Origin of the sequence: Halorhabdus rudnickae, from assembly GCF_900880625.1 — an archaeon.
Classification (GTDB): domain Archaea; phylum Halobacteriota; class Halobacteria; order Halobacteriales; family Haloarculaceae; genus Halorhabdus; species Halorhabdus rudnickae.
Genome location: NZ_CAAHFB010000001.1, coordinates 716,363 through 732,784 on the forward strand (window position 1 = coordinate 716,363; position 16,422 = coordinate 732,784).

Genomic DNA, 16,422 nt, shown 5'->3' on the forward strand with positions numbered 1-16,422 from the left:
TTACGATTGTCGGGTTGGCTCCGCGGCGTTTCGGGCAGCGACCACGAGCGTCTCCCGACGATCCGCGACACGATCGACGTCGAATCCGTGATCTTCAAAGTGTCTGCCGACGGTTTCGGCGTCGTAGCGCTCGGACAGTGGCGGCCCACGATCGCCAGCCCCGGACGCCGACCAGTCTGCGATCACGATCCGCCCATCATTTTCGAGTAGCCGACCCAGTTCCGCCAGGGCCGCGTCACTGGCGAACTCGTGGTAGGTCATCGTCGAGTAGGCCCCGGCGAGTGCGTCCGTCCGGACGGGCACCGCACCGATCGTGGCCGTCACCCGGTGGACGTTCGCAGGAACGCCGTATTCTCCGAACGCCGCATGCATCGTCGGCTGGAGATCGACCGCGAGGATCCGGCCGACGTGCGGGGCGATCGAACGGGTGTAAAAGCCCGTGCCACTACCCAGGTCGGCAACCGGATCATCGGCCCCTGGATCTAACGCGCCGAGCAGTTCGTCCACCGAGAGATAGGCGTACCGGGACTCGTCTTCCAGCCGTTCGGCACCGTCAGCGTCGAACGTGTGGTGGCCCATGTCCGCCATCGGAACTCTGTGGGGAAAAACGGCCGGACGATGGTGACTGTCGTCGTCGATAACGCGCCTTCGTGCCGACCGACTGCACGTCCGGCTGGTCTGAGGAGGGCGACTGTTCCCCACTGTGATCGAGGCTCCGAGAGAGACGTTCGGTCGAACGTGGGGCCGCTACCCGTCTGAGGCGTCGGTGACCGCCAATCAGCGATCGTACGTCGCTGCTAACGTGGTCTCCCCCAGGCGCATTCCATCCATCGCAGGCCGCACGGAAGATCGTCTGGCACCCGGTTCGACCGACAGCGTCGATTCGAGTGCGGTCATCGTGAAGCGATACGTGTGTGGACCGTCGTCTGCCGGCGGAGCGGGTCCACGATAGCCGACAGTCCCGAAGTCGTTCGTCCCCTGTCGTGCCCCACCAATCTCCGGTAGCGTCCCGGAAACAGGGAGCCCCGCCGGGATCTCCCGTCGTGCCCCCGGGACGTCCCAGAGCAACCAGTGAACGAAGTCGTCCGCGTCCGGGTCCTCGACGATCAACACCACAGTTTCGGTCCCATCCGGGACGGACTCGATCATTAGCGGTGGCGAACGATTCGGTCCGTCGGTTGTGTATCGTTCCGGAATCGAACCGCCGTCTTCGAACGCCGGGGAACCGAACGCAAGGTCGTTTCTCGGCACCGTCGTCGTTCCCTCCTGGCAGCCGACGACCCCGAGTGTACTCGCCAGGCCGATCCGCCGGAGCCACGTTCGGCGAGTCTCCATACTTGCGGGTTCGAGGGCCGCCGGAAAAGGTCTGTCCCGCGGGCTTGATATAGATCGGTGAACATGGTGCTACTATGATCGACATCGAGCCACCGAGCGATCGAGAGTGTGAGCGTTGTGGGCGGACGGAAGTCTGGAACGACGAACTGGGCGTCTGGCGTGTACCCGACGATGGCGACGTGACGCGGGGCCGCCCGCATTGTCTCCACGAGTGGGACATCAACGGAACCTACAATCCCGTCGCTGATGTCTGAAATGGCTGTCGCTCCGGCGTGAGGACCCATCTAGTAAATACAATTATATCCCCAGAAGTTATTTCTATGCGTTATGGCACCGAAGTGCAAGCTCTGCCGACGGCGACTCGACCCGTCGGACAGTGAACGGTGTGTGTCTGTGGGCGGACGATAGACGAAAACCTGCCGTGATCGCCACGTGTCGTGGTATCCACGCGGGTCCGGCGACCGCTGGATCGGCGACGAAGAATACTGCTTATCTCATCGATAGCTGTCGAAACGGTGAGAGCGTGGCCGGACCAATCTCGGGCCGAGACGGGAACTTATTTCTCGATCACAGGGCGGGGATCAGTCCCTGCTCGAAGACCCCGACTGTGGTCAACAGGCCGATCAGCAACGTCGTGAGGACGATCGCGACCGCCGGCGGGTCGACGTGCGTATCGGCGTGAGCGTACAGCACCCGTCCGGCGAGTTCGCCGGCGAGTCCGCTCACGACGCCGAAGACGGCGCCAGCGAGCAGCGCGAGTTGTGTATTTGCACCCGGAAGCGACAGGGCGGCGATACTCGCGGGGAGAGCGAGGTGGTAGACGATCGGGAACCGTCGCTCCCCGACGACCAGAAACGCCAGCGACGCCGCGGCGATCCCGAACGCCAGGTAGTAGCTCTCGGTGAGGACCGCCACGTACGCCGAAAACACCCCGACCACCAGGCCCAGTATCGCCTGCTGCTGCCAGCCGTACTGCTGGGTCGCCCAGGGTTCGACCGCTGGACGAGGGGTGCCCTCGCTCTCTTCGTCACCCGACAGGGCGGTCCTGATCGCACCGCGCTCGTAGGACGACATGTCGAGCAGGCCGGCGGAGAGCCGACCCACAAGCGGGTAGCCGAAAGCGACACGGGCCAGCAGTCCCGTCACGACGACGCTCGTCATGACCGGGTCGACGGGCAATCCGACAGTCCAGACGAGCGTCGCGATCCAGTATCCCAGTACGCCGAAGGCACCGCCGGCCAGCATCGCGTCCGGCCGGACGCCGATCGCCCGGTAAATGTCCTTAGCATTGTGATACGGGAACGCCGAGTCGGGACGTTCCCGACGGCCGACGTAGGCCGCCGCCGCGACACCACCCGCGAAGGCGACGTGCGGACCGAGTGCCGGACCGTAGCCGATCAGGGCCGTCAGGCCGGTTGCGGCCGGGTCACCGGGTGTGGCAGCGACCAGGTAGTTACCTACTTCGCCCACGACGATCGTGAGGCCGGCGAGACTCAGGGCAGCGGTCCCGCCGACCGCAGCGCCGATCGCACCGCCAGCGAAAGCCACGACCAACAGTTCGACGGCGAAAAACCCCGCCTCAGCGACCATCGCGTCTCACCCCGCGGACGCGCACGGAGGGCTGTACCAGGACCATGACTGTCTTCATCGGTAGTTACCTCTGTCCCAGGGGGTGTAGTTAGTAGTGACTATCTCGAGACACGGCACCGTGCCGTCCGCCGAAACGTTCACCGTGATCGGCACACACGACGACAGCCGTCTTCTCCCATTGGCCCGCCTCTTGTGACCACTCGAACAGGTGCCCGACGTGGTGTTCCATGTAGGCGATCTCGGCGTCGTACAGCGACTGAATCGCTTCCAGCTCCTCTCGTCGATTTCGTAGGCCCCCGTGTTGTACAGTTTCGTGTCCTGACAGACCTCGTTAGGATCGACGCCAGGCGCGAATGGCTCGCGGTACTCTTCGGGTGAGTGATACGGCAGGTGGGCGTCCATCAGGTTGACGAACGGGAAGAACTCGTCGTCAGCGTCGTCGATAAAATCCTTCGTCTTCTCGATCGCATTCGGTGTCTTCGAGTCATCACCCTCGCTCTCGAAGGACTTATGCAAGGAGTTGCCCACGTTGGTCAGGCCGGCGACGGATTTCCGGAGGACGGCGTAGTCGTTCAACGCTTTCCAGGCCCGGGCAAGCGGCCCCAAGAGGAACTCTCCCGGCAACAACTCGAAGCAGTGGACCTGGCCGTCGAAACCATCCGATAGATGGGCGAATGGTATTATCCAAGCGTTAGAGGAGTAACAGGCCGTCTCGTAGCCGGAACCAGACAGCACCTCCGCGCGCGTCGTCTCCCTTTCGAGATACGGGTTCTCCTGGGTTGTGCCGTGTTGGCTGGGGCACGACCCGTGAACATCGACCTGTGAGACGGAACGGTCGAAGGTGCCGGCGCGACGGCCTGCTCATAGACGCGTGCGTCCTCGACAAAATCGACCAGATTCGGGGTCGTCAGCGTGTCGTGCCCGTAGAGAGAAGGGCGGTCTTTCCGAACCGTATCCAGCACCACGAACAGCACGTTACTTGGGGACCGATCGCCGCTCATTGATCGCCGGAACGGGGAACGAAACTTGATATCCGCGATACGTGTACTGTGGGGCCGGACTCTTTCGACGAGAACCCGCCCGTCAGAAGTCAGACCGTCGTCGGATCGTCGCCCTCAAGCAGGGTTTCGTAGATATCGACCAGTTGCGTACCGACGCGGTCGAGACTGTGCGTCTCGGCAGTCTCGCGTGCGTTCTCGCCGAGGCGCTCCCGGAGGTCGGGGTTCTCGGCCAATCGCTCGACAGCCGCGCGGAACTCGGCGTCGGTCTCAGCCTTCAGGCAGTCCTCGCCGTCGGTGAAGAACTCATCGAAAACCGGAATGTCCCGGATGACGACCGCCTTCTCGGCGGCCATTGCTTCCAGGACGGCGATGCCCTGATTCTCGGTCTTCGTCGGGAAGAGGTAGATGTCGCCTGCGCCGAACGCTTCCCTGATGTCCTCGACCCAGCCGGTGAAGGTGACGTTCTCCGGCGGATTTTCGGTCCAGTGCTTGACCGTCGAGGAAGCCAGCGGGGTCGTGCTGTAGGGACCGAACCACGCGAACTCGTAGGGAGTCTGCTGAGCGACCCGACAGAACGTCGAGAGTCCCTTCCGCTCGAAGACCTGGCCAACCGCGAAAACCACGACGCCATCGAGGTCGTGTTTCTCGCGGGCAGAGGCGCGAAACTTCTCGTAGCCCTCGAGACCCGACAGATCGACGCCGTTGGTTATCGGTCGAATCGGCGCGGTGACTGGATAGGACTCCAGAACGCGCTCGGTGTATTCACTGGGGCAGAGCACGAGGTCAGCCTGGGAGTAGAACCATCGGAGGTACGTCCCCAGCGGCTTCGAGGCGAGGTTCGACCCGCGGAAACTCTCTTGGAAGTCCTCGCGGGTGACGTGGGCGTGTAAGATCAGCGGGATGTCCTGCCGCTTTGCGTACTTCGCGACGGCGACCGACCCCGGGCCGACGGTATTGCAGTGAGCGACGTCGAAGTCCGCCCACAGTGACCCGTCTCCGAGATTAGAGACGGCGGCAGTCACCGGGTTCCGACCGTTCCAGGGCGAGGTTTCGACCGTAACCCCCTGGCCAGCCAGGGCAGTCCGCTGTTGGCTGGCCGCGGTCCGAATGCCGCTGGGGCCGAGATACCGCTCGAAGTCGAGATAGTTCAGCACGCGCATGTCCTCCCGCAGGCGGAGTGGCGGGAAAACGCTACCGACTCGGCTCGCCATCGGTCCGACGGAAACACGCGGGAAGGGACTGTTCGATCAGCCCCAGTCGTTTCTGAGAAGACGGCAAAGCGCCGGTGCCACCGTGCATTGGCCGGGCCATCAGTAGGCTAGTGTCTGTGTGTACCGATCCAACAGGAGTACGGCGAGCGCACCAATCCCCCCAGCGAGGAGGGTTGCGACGGTCGTCGTCGTCGTCCAGACGCTTGTGTGATCGAGTACTTCGATCACTGGCAGGCGCAGGGCACCGACCATCAAACTCACGAGGAAGGTCAACGTCGCTGCCCGGTAGTGGGCCAGCGCCCACTGGACGACGCGTGCGAACGCGAGCAAGCCGAGAATCGCTCCGATCCCGAACGTCAGCACGGTCGTTCCGAGTTCGATCACTTCGGCGATAGCCGGATCGCCGGTCACAAGGCCGACGAGACGATCGACGAATCGCTTGAGGACCGACGTCAAGTGGTCATATTGGCCGAACAAGACGAGGAAGAACGCTCCGGAGACGCCCGGGAGAATCATCGCAGTGATCGCAATCGCTCCCGCGACGAAGATGATCGGAAGCGCATGGGACGCCTCCGTACCGGCCGAGACGCCCGAGACGTAGAACGCGATCGCGAACCCGGCGATCGCGGCGGCGATCCGCCCGCCGGTCCGGACCGAGACGTGCTCGTACAGCACGACGGCCGATGCCCCGATCAGCCCGAAGAAGAACGCGAACGTCAGCGCCCGCGCCTCGGCGAGGGCCACGTGCATCACCCGCGAGACGAGGATCAATGCCGTCAGGACTCCGGAGCCCAACACGACGAGGAACGGAACGTCCATCGCACAGAGACGGCTCTTCAGCGCTCGCCGTCCGCTAGTCCGGTGAACGCGAAGCAGATGCCTCGCCGCCCGTGGGTCCAGTGTGGCGATCGCACCGATCAACCGCTCGTAGATGCCGGTGATCAGTGCGATCGTCCCGCCCGAGACGCCCGGAACCGAGTCGGCGGCCCCCATCGCGACGCCTTTCAGGTAGACGACGAGCCACGCCCGAACGCCCGGTCGATCCCGCTGTCGGTCTGTCACGGTTCAATCGCGTCGGCCCCGCTCGGTGAGGTCTTGACTGATCGACGATCGTCCACTGTCGCCGACGGATCGACGGAAAGTGACTCCGCCCCGTTCGTAGTGTTCCCACCCGCGTCAGTGGAACTGTCACTGTCCCCCGTATCGCTGCCGTCGTTTTCATCGTTGCTGCCGATCTGGCCGATTTGCTGGCGTTCCAGCTGGACTGTCACGGGGGACTCGTCCGTACCGATCACCTGTGACTCAGTGACGTTCGCCTGTGCAGTGTGCTGGATCAGGTAGCCGCTCTCGTTGATGCCGCCGCCGGCGGTGAACTGATACGGGCCCGTCGCGCGGACGCTGACGTTCGTGTAGCCGTTCTCCGGCCCCCAGTTCTCGTAGCCTGCAGTCGAGTAGGGCAGCGTCATCGAGAACTCGCCATCAGGGCCGGTCTCGGCCTGTTGCCGGTAGGTAAACGTCTGGTTGGCGTTGGGCATCTCCATATTGACGGACGCCGTGACGTTCACATTCGCCGGCCCGTTGCCCTCGACGGTCGCTCCAGGGACGCGTTCGAAGACCTTTGTCCACGAGGAGTACGGCTCCGCGAAGCTGGCGAGTTGCTGGGTGTTCACGCCCGACTGGAGTCGCTGGTTGCGGGCGAACTGGGCCAGGCCGGGCTGGCTCGCGGTGAACGGGTTCTGGCTCAGGTTGTCGGCCTGGACGAGACGGTAGTGCTCCAGGGCGGGCACCGGCTCGCTGGGGATCTTTCCGAGTCCGCCAATCTGAGCCGTACCGTCTTGCTCGACGAACTGCTCGGCGGCAGTCCGATTATCGAACAGTCGCAATGCCTGTGCGGAACCATTCTGGTTTCTCGCTGGTATGTGCCAGGTTGGTTGGGACCCATCGGTCAGAGTCACTTGCGTATCCGCCCAGTCGACGACCGGAATCTGGCCATTCGGCAGCGTCGCGCCCATCGCGTTGGTCGTCGACGCCGCGCTTCCGTGATATCGGTACAGGCGGACGGCCATCGACTCGTAGTAGGCCTGTTTTTGAACGGTGAAGTACCGGCCAATGATCGAGGTCCCTCGCTGGGTCTGAGCGAGGCCACGGACTTTCCGATAGTACGTCGACTCGTCGACGCCGTCGACGAAGTTCGGCGGTGCGAAGAACTTTCCACCGAAGGCCCCGTTTGCAGAAGCCATCTTCCAGTCGACCATCACGTATCGGGTTTCAGCATCGGTTTCGTCCTCGCTCACCACGTCGAGAGCGTCGTTGGCAGCAGATTCGTTCTGTGCGACGAGGAACGACGCGGCTTCCGGTGCGTTCTGCTGGAACGGATTGGCCACTGGGACTCGTTCACCTTCCTGGGTGATCCAATGGCCGTAGTCCCACCAAGACATGACGCCGTAGGCACCATCGGGATACTCGAAGTCGTCCGTGCGCTCGTAGGTGCCATAGAAGTCCATTTGATCGGCGTTGCCGGCCCCGCCGTAGTTGCCGACTGCCGGCGTTTCAGTCTCCATATAGTCGAGGCTGCTCTGCCACCCCTGGACCCCGCCTGGGGCGTTCTGGCTGGAGCGGTCGATCGCAGTCGGGGCGAGAAAGACCATGGGGACAACAAGGGCTACGATCACGCTGCCGACGACAAGCAACTGGTACGTTTCGACATCGTCTGTTTTGCTGAACGAGCGCAGATAGCGGTACAGCCGTGTGACGACGATGGCCGTCATGACTGCCGCCGGGACGGTCAGATAATAGGCGAAGCGCTGCTGGGTGAACGTCGCAGCGACGAAGAAGACGAACCACAAGGCGACGAACAGGTACGCCGGGTCGAGTTCGTCTGCGACGTACTGGTGGGCGAGTGAGAGAACGACGCCGATACCTGCGATCAGTGGTGTGATCCCGAGCCAGGAGATCAACGTGTCGGCCTGCCCAATCGGGAGCGGCTGGACCTCTCCGATTGTGACGGCTGATTCCGTATGGGGGTTGAACGCGAACCCGACGAAGCGCAAGACTTGCCTAAGAAAGTACTTGAAGAAGTCTGGGAGCAAGAGAGCGACGAGCAGAACCGCGACGACGAGGCTGCCGAAAACGACGACCGGATACTGCCAGGTTGCGAGTTCGCGTTCGTCCCACGTCCTCGCCAACCACGAGAGGACGCCGACCCAAACGGCTCCCGCAAGGGCCAAACCTGGTTGGGAGAGGGAGCGCTTGATCATGCCGAAGCCAACGCTGTCCAGCGAAGCCAGTGAAAGGACAGCCGAGACGAGAAAGATCACTGCAGCGACGATTGCGAGGTGTTCGGGACTCTCCCCACGGAGATACGTGATCGGGAGCTGGATCGTCACGTAGACGCCGAGGATACCGACCAAGAGGACACCTGGCGGCCAAACGGACATGTAGAGCGCGAGCGCGATCCCTGCGATGATGCCCCAACCCAGCGGACGACGCAACGCAGCCCAGTCACGATCGACGAACAGTTCGTAGATCGGTTTCTCCTTCTGTGCGACGCGGAACGCGAGGAGGATCACGAGAACGGCCACGACTTGGAAGAACACCTCCGCGACCTGGTGGTCGGAAAAGCCAACGAGGCTCCGTCGCAGGAACTCACCACCCGAAAGCGCGACCAAGACGGCGGCGATCACCCCGCCGGTACGGTCGCCGACCTGCTTGCCGAGATAGTACGTTGGGATGACGACTGCAGCACCGATCAGTGCGGGGAAAAGCAGGTGGACGAGACGCACGAGATGATCACTCGGATTCCCGAGCCCGACGATCAGCGCTGTCGTGGCGATAACCTGATCGTAGAGGGTCCCGAACTGGGTGACTGTCGTACCCGCCGGGAATCGTGTCCAGGCCTCAAACGGCATCGTATTCGGCCAGTTCGCGACCGTGTATGCGACTTCGCGGAGTTCATACCACGCGTCGTTGCCGCTGAAGAGGATGTCTCCATTGACGACGAAATTCCCCCACGTCCGCGCCCGCAACCAGAACATGAACCCGAACAGTCCGGCGACGACGAAAACGTGATACCACGCTGTCAGCCAGCCGAGAGCGCGACCAGGTACCGAATCGTCGTCCGGCCATGCTTCAAGAGCACTCATGCGACAAGGAACCTCCGTGAACTCATTGGACGGAGAAACTGGCAACGCGCGCATAAGCCTTATGAAATGCGTTGCTTCCTGGAGTATTCACAGATCCTCAAGTATGCTTCAAAAAGGTCCGACGGCCTCTATAATCGACTTTCTCAGAAATCTTGATGATTCCTCCCACGTGTAGTTCTCGGCTGCAACCTCCCGTCCTTTTCGGCCGATACTCTTGCGCCGGTCTCTAGCAGTCCGTAGCTCTTCGATCGCAGTTGGAAATTTAGATAGTTCTGCCACTGCCACTGCTTCTCTGTCAATATTGAGTCCTCGTATGCCAAATGGCGTCGAAATGACTGGCAAACTCCGCGCAAAGTAATCAATAAGTTTGATGTTAGTGCCACCACCCGACTGCATTGGATTCAACGCGATGTCACTTGCGTCAAAGTGGGCTTCAAACCCGTCTTCTACGTATCCAGTTATGGTGAGGTTCTCGGGTGTATCCGCCGATGTAAGTGCCTTCCCGACACTTCCCATTATAATAAACTGCACTTGTTCGCCCCCGAATCCTCGCGACAACTCTATAATGGACTTGGCTGCTTCGATATTTGGCTTGTAGTTACTCCCCATAAAGAGACAGACTGTCGCCTTCTGTGGTATATCGTAATCGGATCGAACCCGTTTGGCTTGCTTCGAATCCGGACGATGGTCTCGTAAGCTTTCTTTATACGTCCCGTTAGGTGCGATGAAAATCGGGCCGCCAGGATCGTACCGGTCGCGATAGATTTCGGCATCTCGTTCGCTCGTGCAGACTATTGCATCGCTCCCCTCTACTGAGCGCTTTTCCATTTGCTCAACGCGTGACTCGACCCAGTTCTCGAATAGTGGCTGTCGAATGTCTCCAAATCGTTCCGCCTCAACGTTGTGGCTGGACAAGATTACCGGCGTGTCTTGATCAATTTGCTCAAGCACGTACGGTGTCTGCCAGGGTTCGCGAGCGAGGACGACGTCAGCTCGCTCAAGCATGTCGTCAAGGCCGTCACTGGCAATTTTCAGAACATGACCCTGAAATAGATTGGGGTATCCTACTAACATCGGGGCTTTTAGTATTTCGTGAAACGGATGTAGGTGGCGAAATTCTGTATATCTCTTAGAGATCGTGACTTGGCGTCGGAAATCCAGCGACTTGTACATCGCCGGTGACCCCCCTTGACAGAACCGTTCAACCGTATCGCCGAACTGCGGGAATTCCTTTACCAGTCCGTGTGTGCGATGGTCGCCTCCCAACCGCGGTGGATACGAAACGTATGGAGCAACCTGGGTGAGGTGCATTATTGGAAGACGTTCGATCCAATGCCTATATTATGTCGGTTCCGTGTCGAACGATACACGAAGTGACACTCTTGATCTTTCTCTGGAAACATAGTTATGCTGGTTACTGTCGGACTCGCTTGCCACTCGAATTACCATGTATTTTGATATAGGATGAGTGTCATTCGGAGTAACCACAGAGCCCACAACTATTCTAGATGGTCGTGTGGTAATTATTGTGCTGGAGAATTTCTGATTTTCCCAGCATTCAAGACCGGACTCTTCTTATTCCGCTCTAATGGCGGGTCCCGAGCAAGAGACAGATTCTGATCAATTCATAAACATACGGAACCAGGCTTCTCTCTCTCTTGCAGGAAATCTAGTGGACACTGCTATTAGCTTTCTCGGCCTCATTCTGTTCGCGAACGTTCTCGGAGCAGGTGGTCTCGGAAAATTCTATGTCGTCCTCGCAATCGTAAAAGTTGCACTCTTCCCTATCGCGGGAATCGGCCAGTCAGTGATGAAACGGGGCAGTGAGCGTAACCTCGATTCGGCAGCCTTCCTGGGCGGGGGGCTTACTATGGGTCTGGCCTATGCGTCGATCGTCGGGTTCTTTCTCACTGTCGCTTTTCTCACTGTCCCTGAGCTACTCCAGTACTCGTTCGCCGTCATCACCAGTGCGTTCACCGTTTTCCTCAGCCGCATATTCTACATGCTTTTGCTCGATACATATCGGAGTCATGGAAAGACTGGATTCGCAACTTTGACTGACAACGCCCATGGTGTGATTGAGACTGGAGCGCAGGTGGCGCTTCTACTAGCTGGCTTTCAAGTCGCTGGCTTACTGGTTGGGACGGCAATGACAACCATTGGAGTAAGTATCGTTCTTTTCTTCTTCACAGACATCACAATTTCACGCCCGGCTGCGGATACCCTTCGATCTATTGTCGAGTTCGCACGATGGAGTGTTCTCACATCAGGGCTCGGAACAGTTTATGACAGGCTTCCCGTCTTGGTACTCGGTGTTATCCTCGGGAATGCCGCTGCGGGGTACTACACTTCTGCAATGCGTCTTCTAATGCTCGGCAGTTACGTCGGCGGTAGTATCGCTCCAGCACTCATGGTCCGTGTGAGCGCAACTGAGGAGTCCTCTGAAGCAACGCAGCTTGATAGCCTCCAAATGTCGCTTAATTACGCCGCAGTCCTTTCGATTCCGATGATGTTCGGTAGTTTCGCCATTCCGGACGCACTCATGGAGACTGTCTTTGGCCCGACATTTTCGACCGCCGGTCCGATACTGATGGGCCTTAGTATCTACCACATTATAAATACCTTTAGTACGGTAACGTATTCGTTCTTTGACGGGATTGGTCGGCCCGCGTATGCAACCAAAGCGACCGCTCTCTCATTGGTTGTTCGCATAGCTATGTTGCCCCTTCTGGTATGGTTCGGTGTATTGGGAGTTGTTGGATCAGTCGTCGTCTCTCACGCATTTCATCTAGCTGTGGCTCAACGGTTCATGCGTTTGGAGTTCGGTCAGGTCATTGTTCCAAATCAAGTTGTCTGGCAGTTTATGAGCGGCCTTATTATATTGGCTATAGTCGTAGGTCTTTCAATAGTTCTTCCTATCGTGAATTGGCTTACGCTGCTCACTGTTGTCGCAGTTGGGGCTGTATCCTATGTCAGCCTTCTTGGCCTCTTTGATGGGTATTTGCGGGGGATGATCCGCCAACTCTTACGAGAAACTATCTCGACATCCCTATGATATATGGGCCTATTTTGTTGATGGGGTCGCCTTGATATACTCCGTAGTGCCAGGCATCGTTTCTAGCGAGTTTACATCCATCCCGTGATCGGCTAGGAAGTCGGCAATATACTTCAACGCTCTTGCGTAGCACATTGTTGATTTCACAGCGTTGCTTTGATGGCGTGTTTGAGCGCGTCTCGTCCCGGTTTTCGATATAACTCTCGGCGGAGCTGGAACGCTCTGAGATACTGCGTCAACTTGTCCTTGGAGATGCCTCGATGGGGCGAGAGCCACGCGTCGCTGGAGACCACCACCAGATTTTTCCGGACTTGTACTTACTGTTTCACATGCATATACCCTCCATCACCCGATTTCGATTACTCCTCCTTCTGTCGATTGCAGCCCTAGTGCCCCTCACAGGATGTGCAGCATTGGAGAACCAGCAGTCAGACCTTCCGACGGCGGAGGGGATCGAAGGGACGCTCGCGGATCTTGAAGCAATGAACGCGACAGTTGTGTCCTCCCTGAACGGGACACGGATATCGGAACGGCAAACAGTGTTCGAGATCGGAACCCAACGAAGACGATCGACGACACAGACCGGCGAGACAGAGTCACTGGTCGTTGCAAACGACTCTTTGACGTGGCGGTACGATCGAGCCGCGAACACCGTTCGAGTGACTCGACTAGTCGACGGGAGCCAACAGTCAAACACCACCATTGAGAGTTCGGTGACCTCAATCTTCGGGAGATTGAACGGAGTATCTGACGATTCCGAACAGAACGCGGCACTCGATCCGCTCATCTTGCCCTCTGCCGGTGGAGGTGGCCCACAGCCGTTCACCGGGCGGGTCGAGAGTTTCGAGAACGCCTCGCTGACCTACGAGGGGACCGAGGCGGTGGACGGTCGCGAGACGTACGTCGTGACTGCCGTCCCACCGGAGGACGCCAACACGGCCAGCATCACGATGTGGATCGACCAGGAGTGGTACTATCCGCTCAAATGGAACTCGACGATCGTCGTCGATGAAGAGCGACAGACCGTCACGACTGCCTACCGAAACGTCACGTTCAACCCCGCGCTCTCGGCAGACACGTTTACGTTCGAACCGCCAGCGAACGCGACGGTCGTCGAACGGACGGTCGTCCGTCGGTCTTTCGGGACCAGGGCCGAACTGGTCACCGCGAGCGAAATGGCGATCCCCGATCCAAACGTGCCCGAACCCCTGACGTTCGATTCCGCGCGGTATTTCGATAACAACGGGACAGTCCGCACGTCACTCCAGTATACGAACGGGTCGGAAACGCTGCGCGTGACGAAGTCCGACCCATGGGGCGAGAGTACTGGGCTCCCCGAGGGTGATCGAATCGAAATCAACGACCACGAGGCCGTCCTTCAGTCGTTCGACAGCAGGACGTCGCTCGTCTGGTCATGCGAAGGGTATCGCTACACAGTCTTCGGCGACGTTTCGTCGGAGACTGTACGCGCCGTTGGCGAATCGATCGACTGCGGTTGATCAGACGGGTCTTTCCGGATGAGGAGTACGTGACGAGGTTCGGTGGCTGGATCGAAACCAAAACTCCCGAACGCCGGTTACTCGGATGGGTCAGTTCCGCGTCGCACTTTGAGTGCGGCAACAGTGGCGGTCGTTACCAGTACGATACCAGCGATGAGTTTCCCTTTCGAACTCATGTATCAACCATGGGTGGAGAGACACTTGACATCCACCCCGCGCTGAAGCGCGAGGATTCCCGACCGCCGTTGGGATATTGTGATTTACGACGTAACCTATTCTTGAGGTGCGAATGCACCCGTTTCTTTGTCAAATAGGAACATCGATGGCTGTACCAACCAGCCGTTACTCCTATCACCGTCATCATAGGCGAAGACTCGGAGATACTTTCTGTCGAATGTTCTCAGCACCGTTCACATCCGAGTTTGCTACCGTATTACACGAATTGGGTCTTGTTTAGACGCCTAAATTCATACGTTTGAGCGGTCGAGCGCTAGTTCGACGTTTCTGACGGCACATTTCAACACGAGCTCGCGGAACTGACCAAACCAGGTTCGAGCGCGCACGATCTCGCCGTATTTTCGCCGGAGCGCGAAAAACGTCGATTCGATATTCGAGCGTTGGTGGTAGGTTTTATCATCGAGCAAAACATTGTTTGCGACGCCGTGCCAGCCGAATTCACGGTGCTTGATTACCGGTTTAACGCCCTCTGAACGGAGTCTTCGACGAAGTATCTCCCAGTCGTAGCCTTTGTCTGCGGTCAAAATACTCAGTTTATCTAGGTTACGCATGAGTAGCTGCCACGCAATCTGTGTATCGTGCGGTTGTTTCATCGAGCAATGTATATCTAGAATCGCACTAGTTTTGCAGTCAATCAACGCGGTAGTTTTCACCGCTCTGAACGTGTAATTCGTTCGTTTAGCGTAGTGCTGGCTCGCCGCGACGCGATCCATGCCGGTGGCGTCGATGGCCTGGATTTTGCCGGTTTCGTGCAATTGTGCCGACAGCCGAAGTAGGTCGCGCCAGAGCGGCATTTTCAGTTCCTGCATGCGCGCACAGACGGTAGTGAAATCAGGCAGCGTACGCGGTTCTAGGTCGAGAATTCCACAAATACGCGGCATCTCGTACAGGACGTCGAGCAGTCGGCGGTAGGGGTGGTTGAGATACGTTTTGAGTGCATGAATCGAGACGATTACCCAGTCGGCGTAGCCGCTGAAACCCTTCTGAACGGCTAGTTTCGGTGTTCCAACGACGGCTTTTTGAGCGAGTGTTACGACTTTGTTCGTGAAGCGGGCTAACTTCGTGTGCACAGCAAAGCTAACCCGCTTCACTCCCTAGTAAGTTAGACATTTAGGGAGAGCTACTAGGAAAACGAGACTGATTCAGGAGCCGTTCAACCTCGTGGTTTCGAGCGTCTAAACAAGGCCACGAATTGTAGACGTACAGCCCACGCTCAACACGGTTTGGGTCACGCTTCCGACCACAGCACGAACACGACTTCGACGTATCCCGCTCAGATACTTCTTCAACCGAGATGCCTTCTATCTCGGCGGCTCTGGTGAATCGTTGGACAGCATCGGTCTCCACCGCTAGAACTAGGAATATGAAGCGGGAAACCGCCGATGGTCTATGTCGAAAATTTCCCGCTTCACGAGCAACGTCGTTCAGTTAGCTAAAATGCTGTTGGTGGGCGGGGCGAAGTCGCCGGCCCCGAAGGGGGGTGGCGGCTTCGCCGAGTGTGCGGTGGTGTCGCTGCATTGTCTGCGGGTTTACCCGGAAAAGTCCTACCGGGAAGCGCTTGATTTGCTGAGCGAGATGCCACAAATACTCGGGGAGATCGGCCTCGACGCGGCCGATCTCCCCGATCACTCCACGCTAGTGAAGTGATTTGACAGAATCAAGACAGCGCTCTGGCGAGTACTGCTGCGCCTGTCGGCGGTAGTGTTCAGATAAGCTGGTTCCATGCAAATGCGAAAGATCTGAGCCAGTCGTCAGCTGTTTCCGCAGCGGCGTGACTGAAACAGTTTGAAAACGAAGATGTTCTACGTTTTACCTCACGAAAGACACGTTCGACGCTGTTCCGATTTCCAGCGCGTTCGTATCTGAAATCGAGGCCGTGTCGGTTGCAAGCGTCTTTCAAGGAGTGCGACCCATCGATGAGAAACATCGCGTCGTCAAGATCGTGTTTCTCGCGGAGTTCGCGAAAGAACGCGTGAGCAAGAGCTGAATTTGTAGTTGGTTCAAGCGTTGTATGGAGCAATTCGTTTGTATCGGGATCGACGGCAGCGTACAGCCAGTATCGCTCGTTGTCGAGTCGGATCACGGTTTCGTCAACCGCAACGTGATCCGGGCTCCGTCCAGTTTCGGGCTGTAGATCGGCCTTGTGAACCCAGTTGTGGACGGTTGAACGAGCGCGTTGGACACCGAATACCTCAAGAATTGAAACAGTATTCGAAAGCGATAGTCCAGCAAGATGCAACTGAATACTGAGCTTCATCAAAAATCGCGGTGTCGCTTCTCGCTCCACAAACTCTAAGTCGATCTGGTCGATACTACCGCTGAGGCGTGCGTTTTCGGGCATAGACACTTTGA

Annotated in this window: 12 protein-coding genes and 5 pseudogenes; 4 read left to right on the forward strand and 13 right to left on the reverse strand. The window is 58.6% G+C overall.

Features of this window, described 5'->3' with window-relative positions:
* Both BN2694_RS03525 and BN2694_RS03530 read right to left on the reverse strand, forming a co-directional pair.
* Entirely contained in the window at positions 1 to 579 is a 579-nt protein-coding gene (locus BN2694_RS03525) for a class I SAM-dependent methyltransferase (RefSeq protein ID WP_135662671.1), read from the reverse strand.
* 198 nt (positions 580 to 777) lie between these two features.
* Positions 778 to 1,335, reverse strand: a complete 558-nt coding sequence (locus BN2694_RS03530) for a YbhB/YbcL family Raf kinase inhibitor-like protein (RefSeq protein WP_135662672.1) — start codon at positions 1,333 to 1,335, stop codon at positions 778 to 780.
* Positions 1,336 to 1,409: 74 nt separating this feature from the next.
* On the opposite strand from BN2694_RS03530, the gene BN2694_RS03535 reads away from it, so the two are divergent.
* A complete protein-coding gene (locus BN2694_RS03535) occupies positions 1,410 to 1,589 on the forward strand; it encodes an HEWD family protein (RefSeq protein WP_135662674.1) in 180 nt (59 codons plus the stop codon).
* Positions 1,590 to 1,902: 313 nt separating this feature from the next.
* On the opposite strand, the gene BN2694_RS03540 is transcribed toward BN2694_RS03535, so the two are convergent.
* From BN2694_RS03540 to BN2694_RS03565, 6 genes and pseudogenes are all read right to left on the reverse strand, one after another.
* Positions 1,903 to 2,925: a hypothetical protein gene (locus BN2694_RS03540; RefSeq protein WP_135662676.1), complete on the reverse strand. Its 1,023-nt coding sequence runs from the start codon at positions 2,923 to 2,925 to the stop codon at positions 1,903 to 1,905.
* A gap of 115 nt (positions 2,926 to 3,040) precedes the next feature.
* Positions 3,041 to 3,926, reverse strand: a pseudogene (locus BN2694_RS18110) (sulfatase-like hydrolase/transferase); the annotation flags it as partial.
* An 89-nt stretch (positions 3,927 to 4,015) separates the two neighbouring features.
* A complete protein-coding gene (locus BN2694_RS03550) occupies positions 4,016 to 5,086 on the reverse strand; it encodes a glycosyltransferase family 4 protein (RefSeq protein ID WP_135662678.1) in 1,071 nt (356 codons plus the stop codon).
* A gap of 150 nt (positions 5,087 to 5,236) precedes the next feature.
* Positions 5,237 to 6,130 carry a DUF368 domain-containing protein gene (locus BN2694_RS03555; protein ID WP_135665424.1) on the reverse strand — a complete coding sequence of 298 codons (894 nt, stop codon included), beginning with the start codon at positions 6,128 to 6,130 and terminating at the stop codon, positions 5,237 to 5,239.
* A 65-nt stretch (positions 6,131 to 6,195) separates the two neighbouring features.
* Positions 6,196 to 9,279 carry an oligosaccharyl transferase, archaeosortase A system-associated gene (locus BN2694_RS03560; RefSeq protein ID WP_135662680.1) on the reverse strand — a complete coding sequence of 1,028 codons (3,084 nt, stop codon included), beginning with the start codon at positions 9,277 to 9,279 and terminating at the stop codon, positions 6,196 to 6,198.
* A 108-nt stretch (positions 9,280 to 9,387) separates the two neighbouring features.
* On the reverse strand, positions 9,388 to 10,590 hold the full coding sequence (locus BN2694_RS03565) for a glycosyltransferase (RefSeq protein WP_135662682.1): 1,203 nt from the start codon (positions 10,588 to 10,590) through the stop codon (positions 9,388 to 9,390).
* A gap of 277 nt (positions 10,591 to 10,867) precedes the next feature.
* Between BN2694_RS03565 and BN2694_RS03570 the strand changes: the two genes are divergently transcribed.
* Complete coding sequence (locus BN2694_RS03570) at positions 10,868 to 12,334, forward strand: oligosaccharide flippase family protein (RefSeq protein WP_135662684.1); 1,467 nt, start codon at positions 10,868 to 10,870, stop codon at positions 12,332 to 12,334.
* A gap of 143 nt (positions 12,335 to 12,477) precedes the next feature.
* Here the strand turns inward: BN2694_RS03570 and BN2694_RS03575 are convergent.
* Positions 12,478 to 12,625: pseudogene (locus BN2694_RS03575) on the reverse strand (IS1595 family transposase); the annotation flags it as partial.
* 122 nt (positions 12,626 to 12,747) lie between these two features.
* Here BN2694_RS03575 and BN2694_RS03580 point away from each other — a divergent pair.
* Positions 12,748 to 13,833 carry an outer membrane lipoprotein-sorting protein gene (locus tag BN2694_RS03580; RefSeq protein WP_210408906.1) on the forward strand — a complete coding sequence of 362 codons (1,086 nt, stop codon included), beginning with the start codon at positions 12,748 to 12,750 and terminating at the stop codon, positions 13,831 to 13,833.
* Between the two features lie 272 nt (positions 13,834 to 14,105).
* Here the strand turns inward: BN2694_RS03580 and BN2694_RS03585 are convergent.
* The 3 genes and pseudogenes from BN2694_RS03585 to BN2694_RS03595 all read right to left on the reverse strand — a co-directional run.
* A pseudogene (locus BN2694_RS03585) lies at positions 14,106 to 14,265 on the reverse strand (RNA-guided endonuclease TnpB family protein); the annotation flags it as partial.
* Between the two features lie 35 nt (positions 14,266 to 14,300).
* Positions 14,301 to 15,140, reverse strand: coding sequence for an IS5 family transposase (locus BN2694_RS03590; RefSeq protein WP_135662688.1), 840 nt, complete (start codon positions 15,138 to 15,140; stop codon positions 14,301 to 14,303).
* A 127-nt stretch (positions 15,141 to 15,267) separates the two neighbouring features.
* Positions 15,268 to 15,405, reverse strand: a pseudogene (locus BN2694_RS03595) (zinc ribbon domain-containing protein); the annotation flags it as partial.
* A gap of 54 nt (positions 15,406 to 15,459) precedes the next feature.
* Here BN2694_RS03595 and BN2694_RS03600 point away from each other — a divergent pair.
* Positions 15,460 to 15,714, forward strand: a pseudogene (locus tag BN2694_RS03600) (IS5/IS1182 family transposase); the annotation flags it as partial.
* 61 nt (positions 15,715 to 15,775) lie between these two features.
* On the opposite strand, the gene BN2694_RS03605 reads toward BN2694_RS03600, so the two are convergent.
* On the reverse strand, positions 15,776 to 16,411 hold the full coding sequence (locus BN2694_RS03605) for an IS6 family transposase (RefSeq protein ID WP_135662690.1): 636 nt from the start codon (positions 16,409 to 16,411) through the stop codon (positions 15,776 to 15,778).
* Positions 16,412 to 16,422: the final 11 nt, after the last annotated feature.

Coding starts and splice junctions, on each gene's coding strand:
- BN2694_RS03525 (WP_135662671.1), bottom strand. CDS start 579: ATGGGCCACCACACGTTCGACGCTGACGGTGCCGAACGGCTGGAAGAC.
- BN2694_RS03530 (WP_135662672.1), bottom strand. CDS start 1,335: ATGGAGACTCGCCGAACGTGGCTCCGGCGGATCGGCCTGGCGAGTACA.
- BN2694_RS03570 (WP_135662684.1), top strand. CDS start 10,868: ATGGCGGGTCCCGAGCAAGAGACAGATTCTGATCAATTCATAAACATA.
- BN2694_RS03555 (WP_135665424.1), bottom strand. CDS start 6,130: ATGGGGGCCGCCGACTCGGTTCCGGGCGTCTCGGGCGGGACGATCGCA.
- BN2694_RS03560 (WP_135662680.1), bottom strand. CDS start 9,279: ATGAGTGCTCTTGAAGCATGGCCGGACGACGATTCGGTACCTGGTCGC.
- BN2694_RS03550 (WP_135662678.1), bottom strand. CDS start 5,086: ATGCGCGTGCTGAACTATCTCGACTTCGAGCGGTATCTCGGCCCCAGC.
- BN2694_RS03605 (WP_135662690.1), bottom strand. CDS start 16,411: ATGCCCGAAAACGCACGCCTCAGCGGTAGTATCGACCAGATCGACTTA.
- BN2694_RS03535 (WP_135662674.1), top strand. CDS start 1,410: ATGATCGACATCGAGCCACCGAGCGATCGAGAGTGTGAGCGTTGTGGG.
- BN2694_RS03540 (WP_135662676.1), bottom strand. CDS start 2,925: ATGGTCGCTGAGGCGGGGTTTTTCGCCGTCGAACTGTTGGTCGTGGCT.
- BN2694_RS03565 (WP_135662682.1), bottom strand. CDS start 10,590: ATGCACCTCACCCAGGTTGCTCCATACGTTTCGTATCCACCGCGGTTG.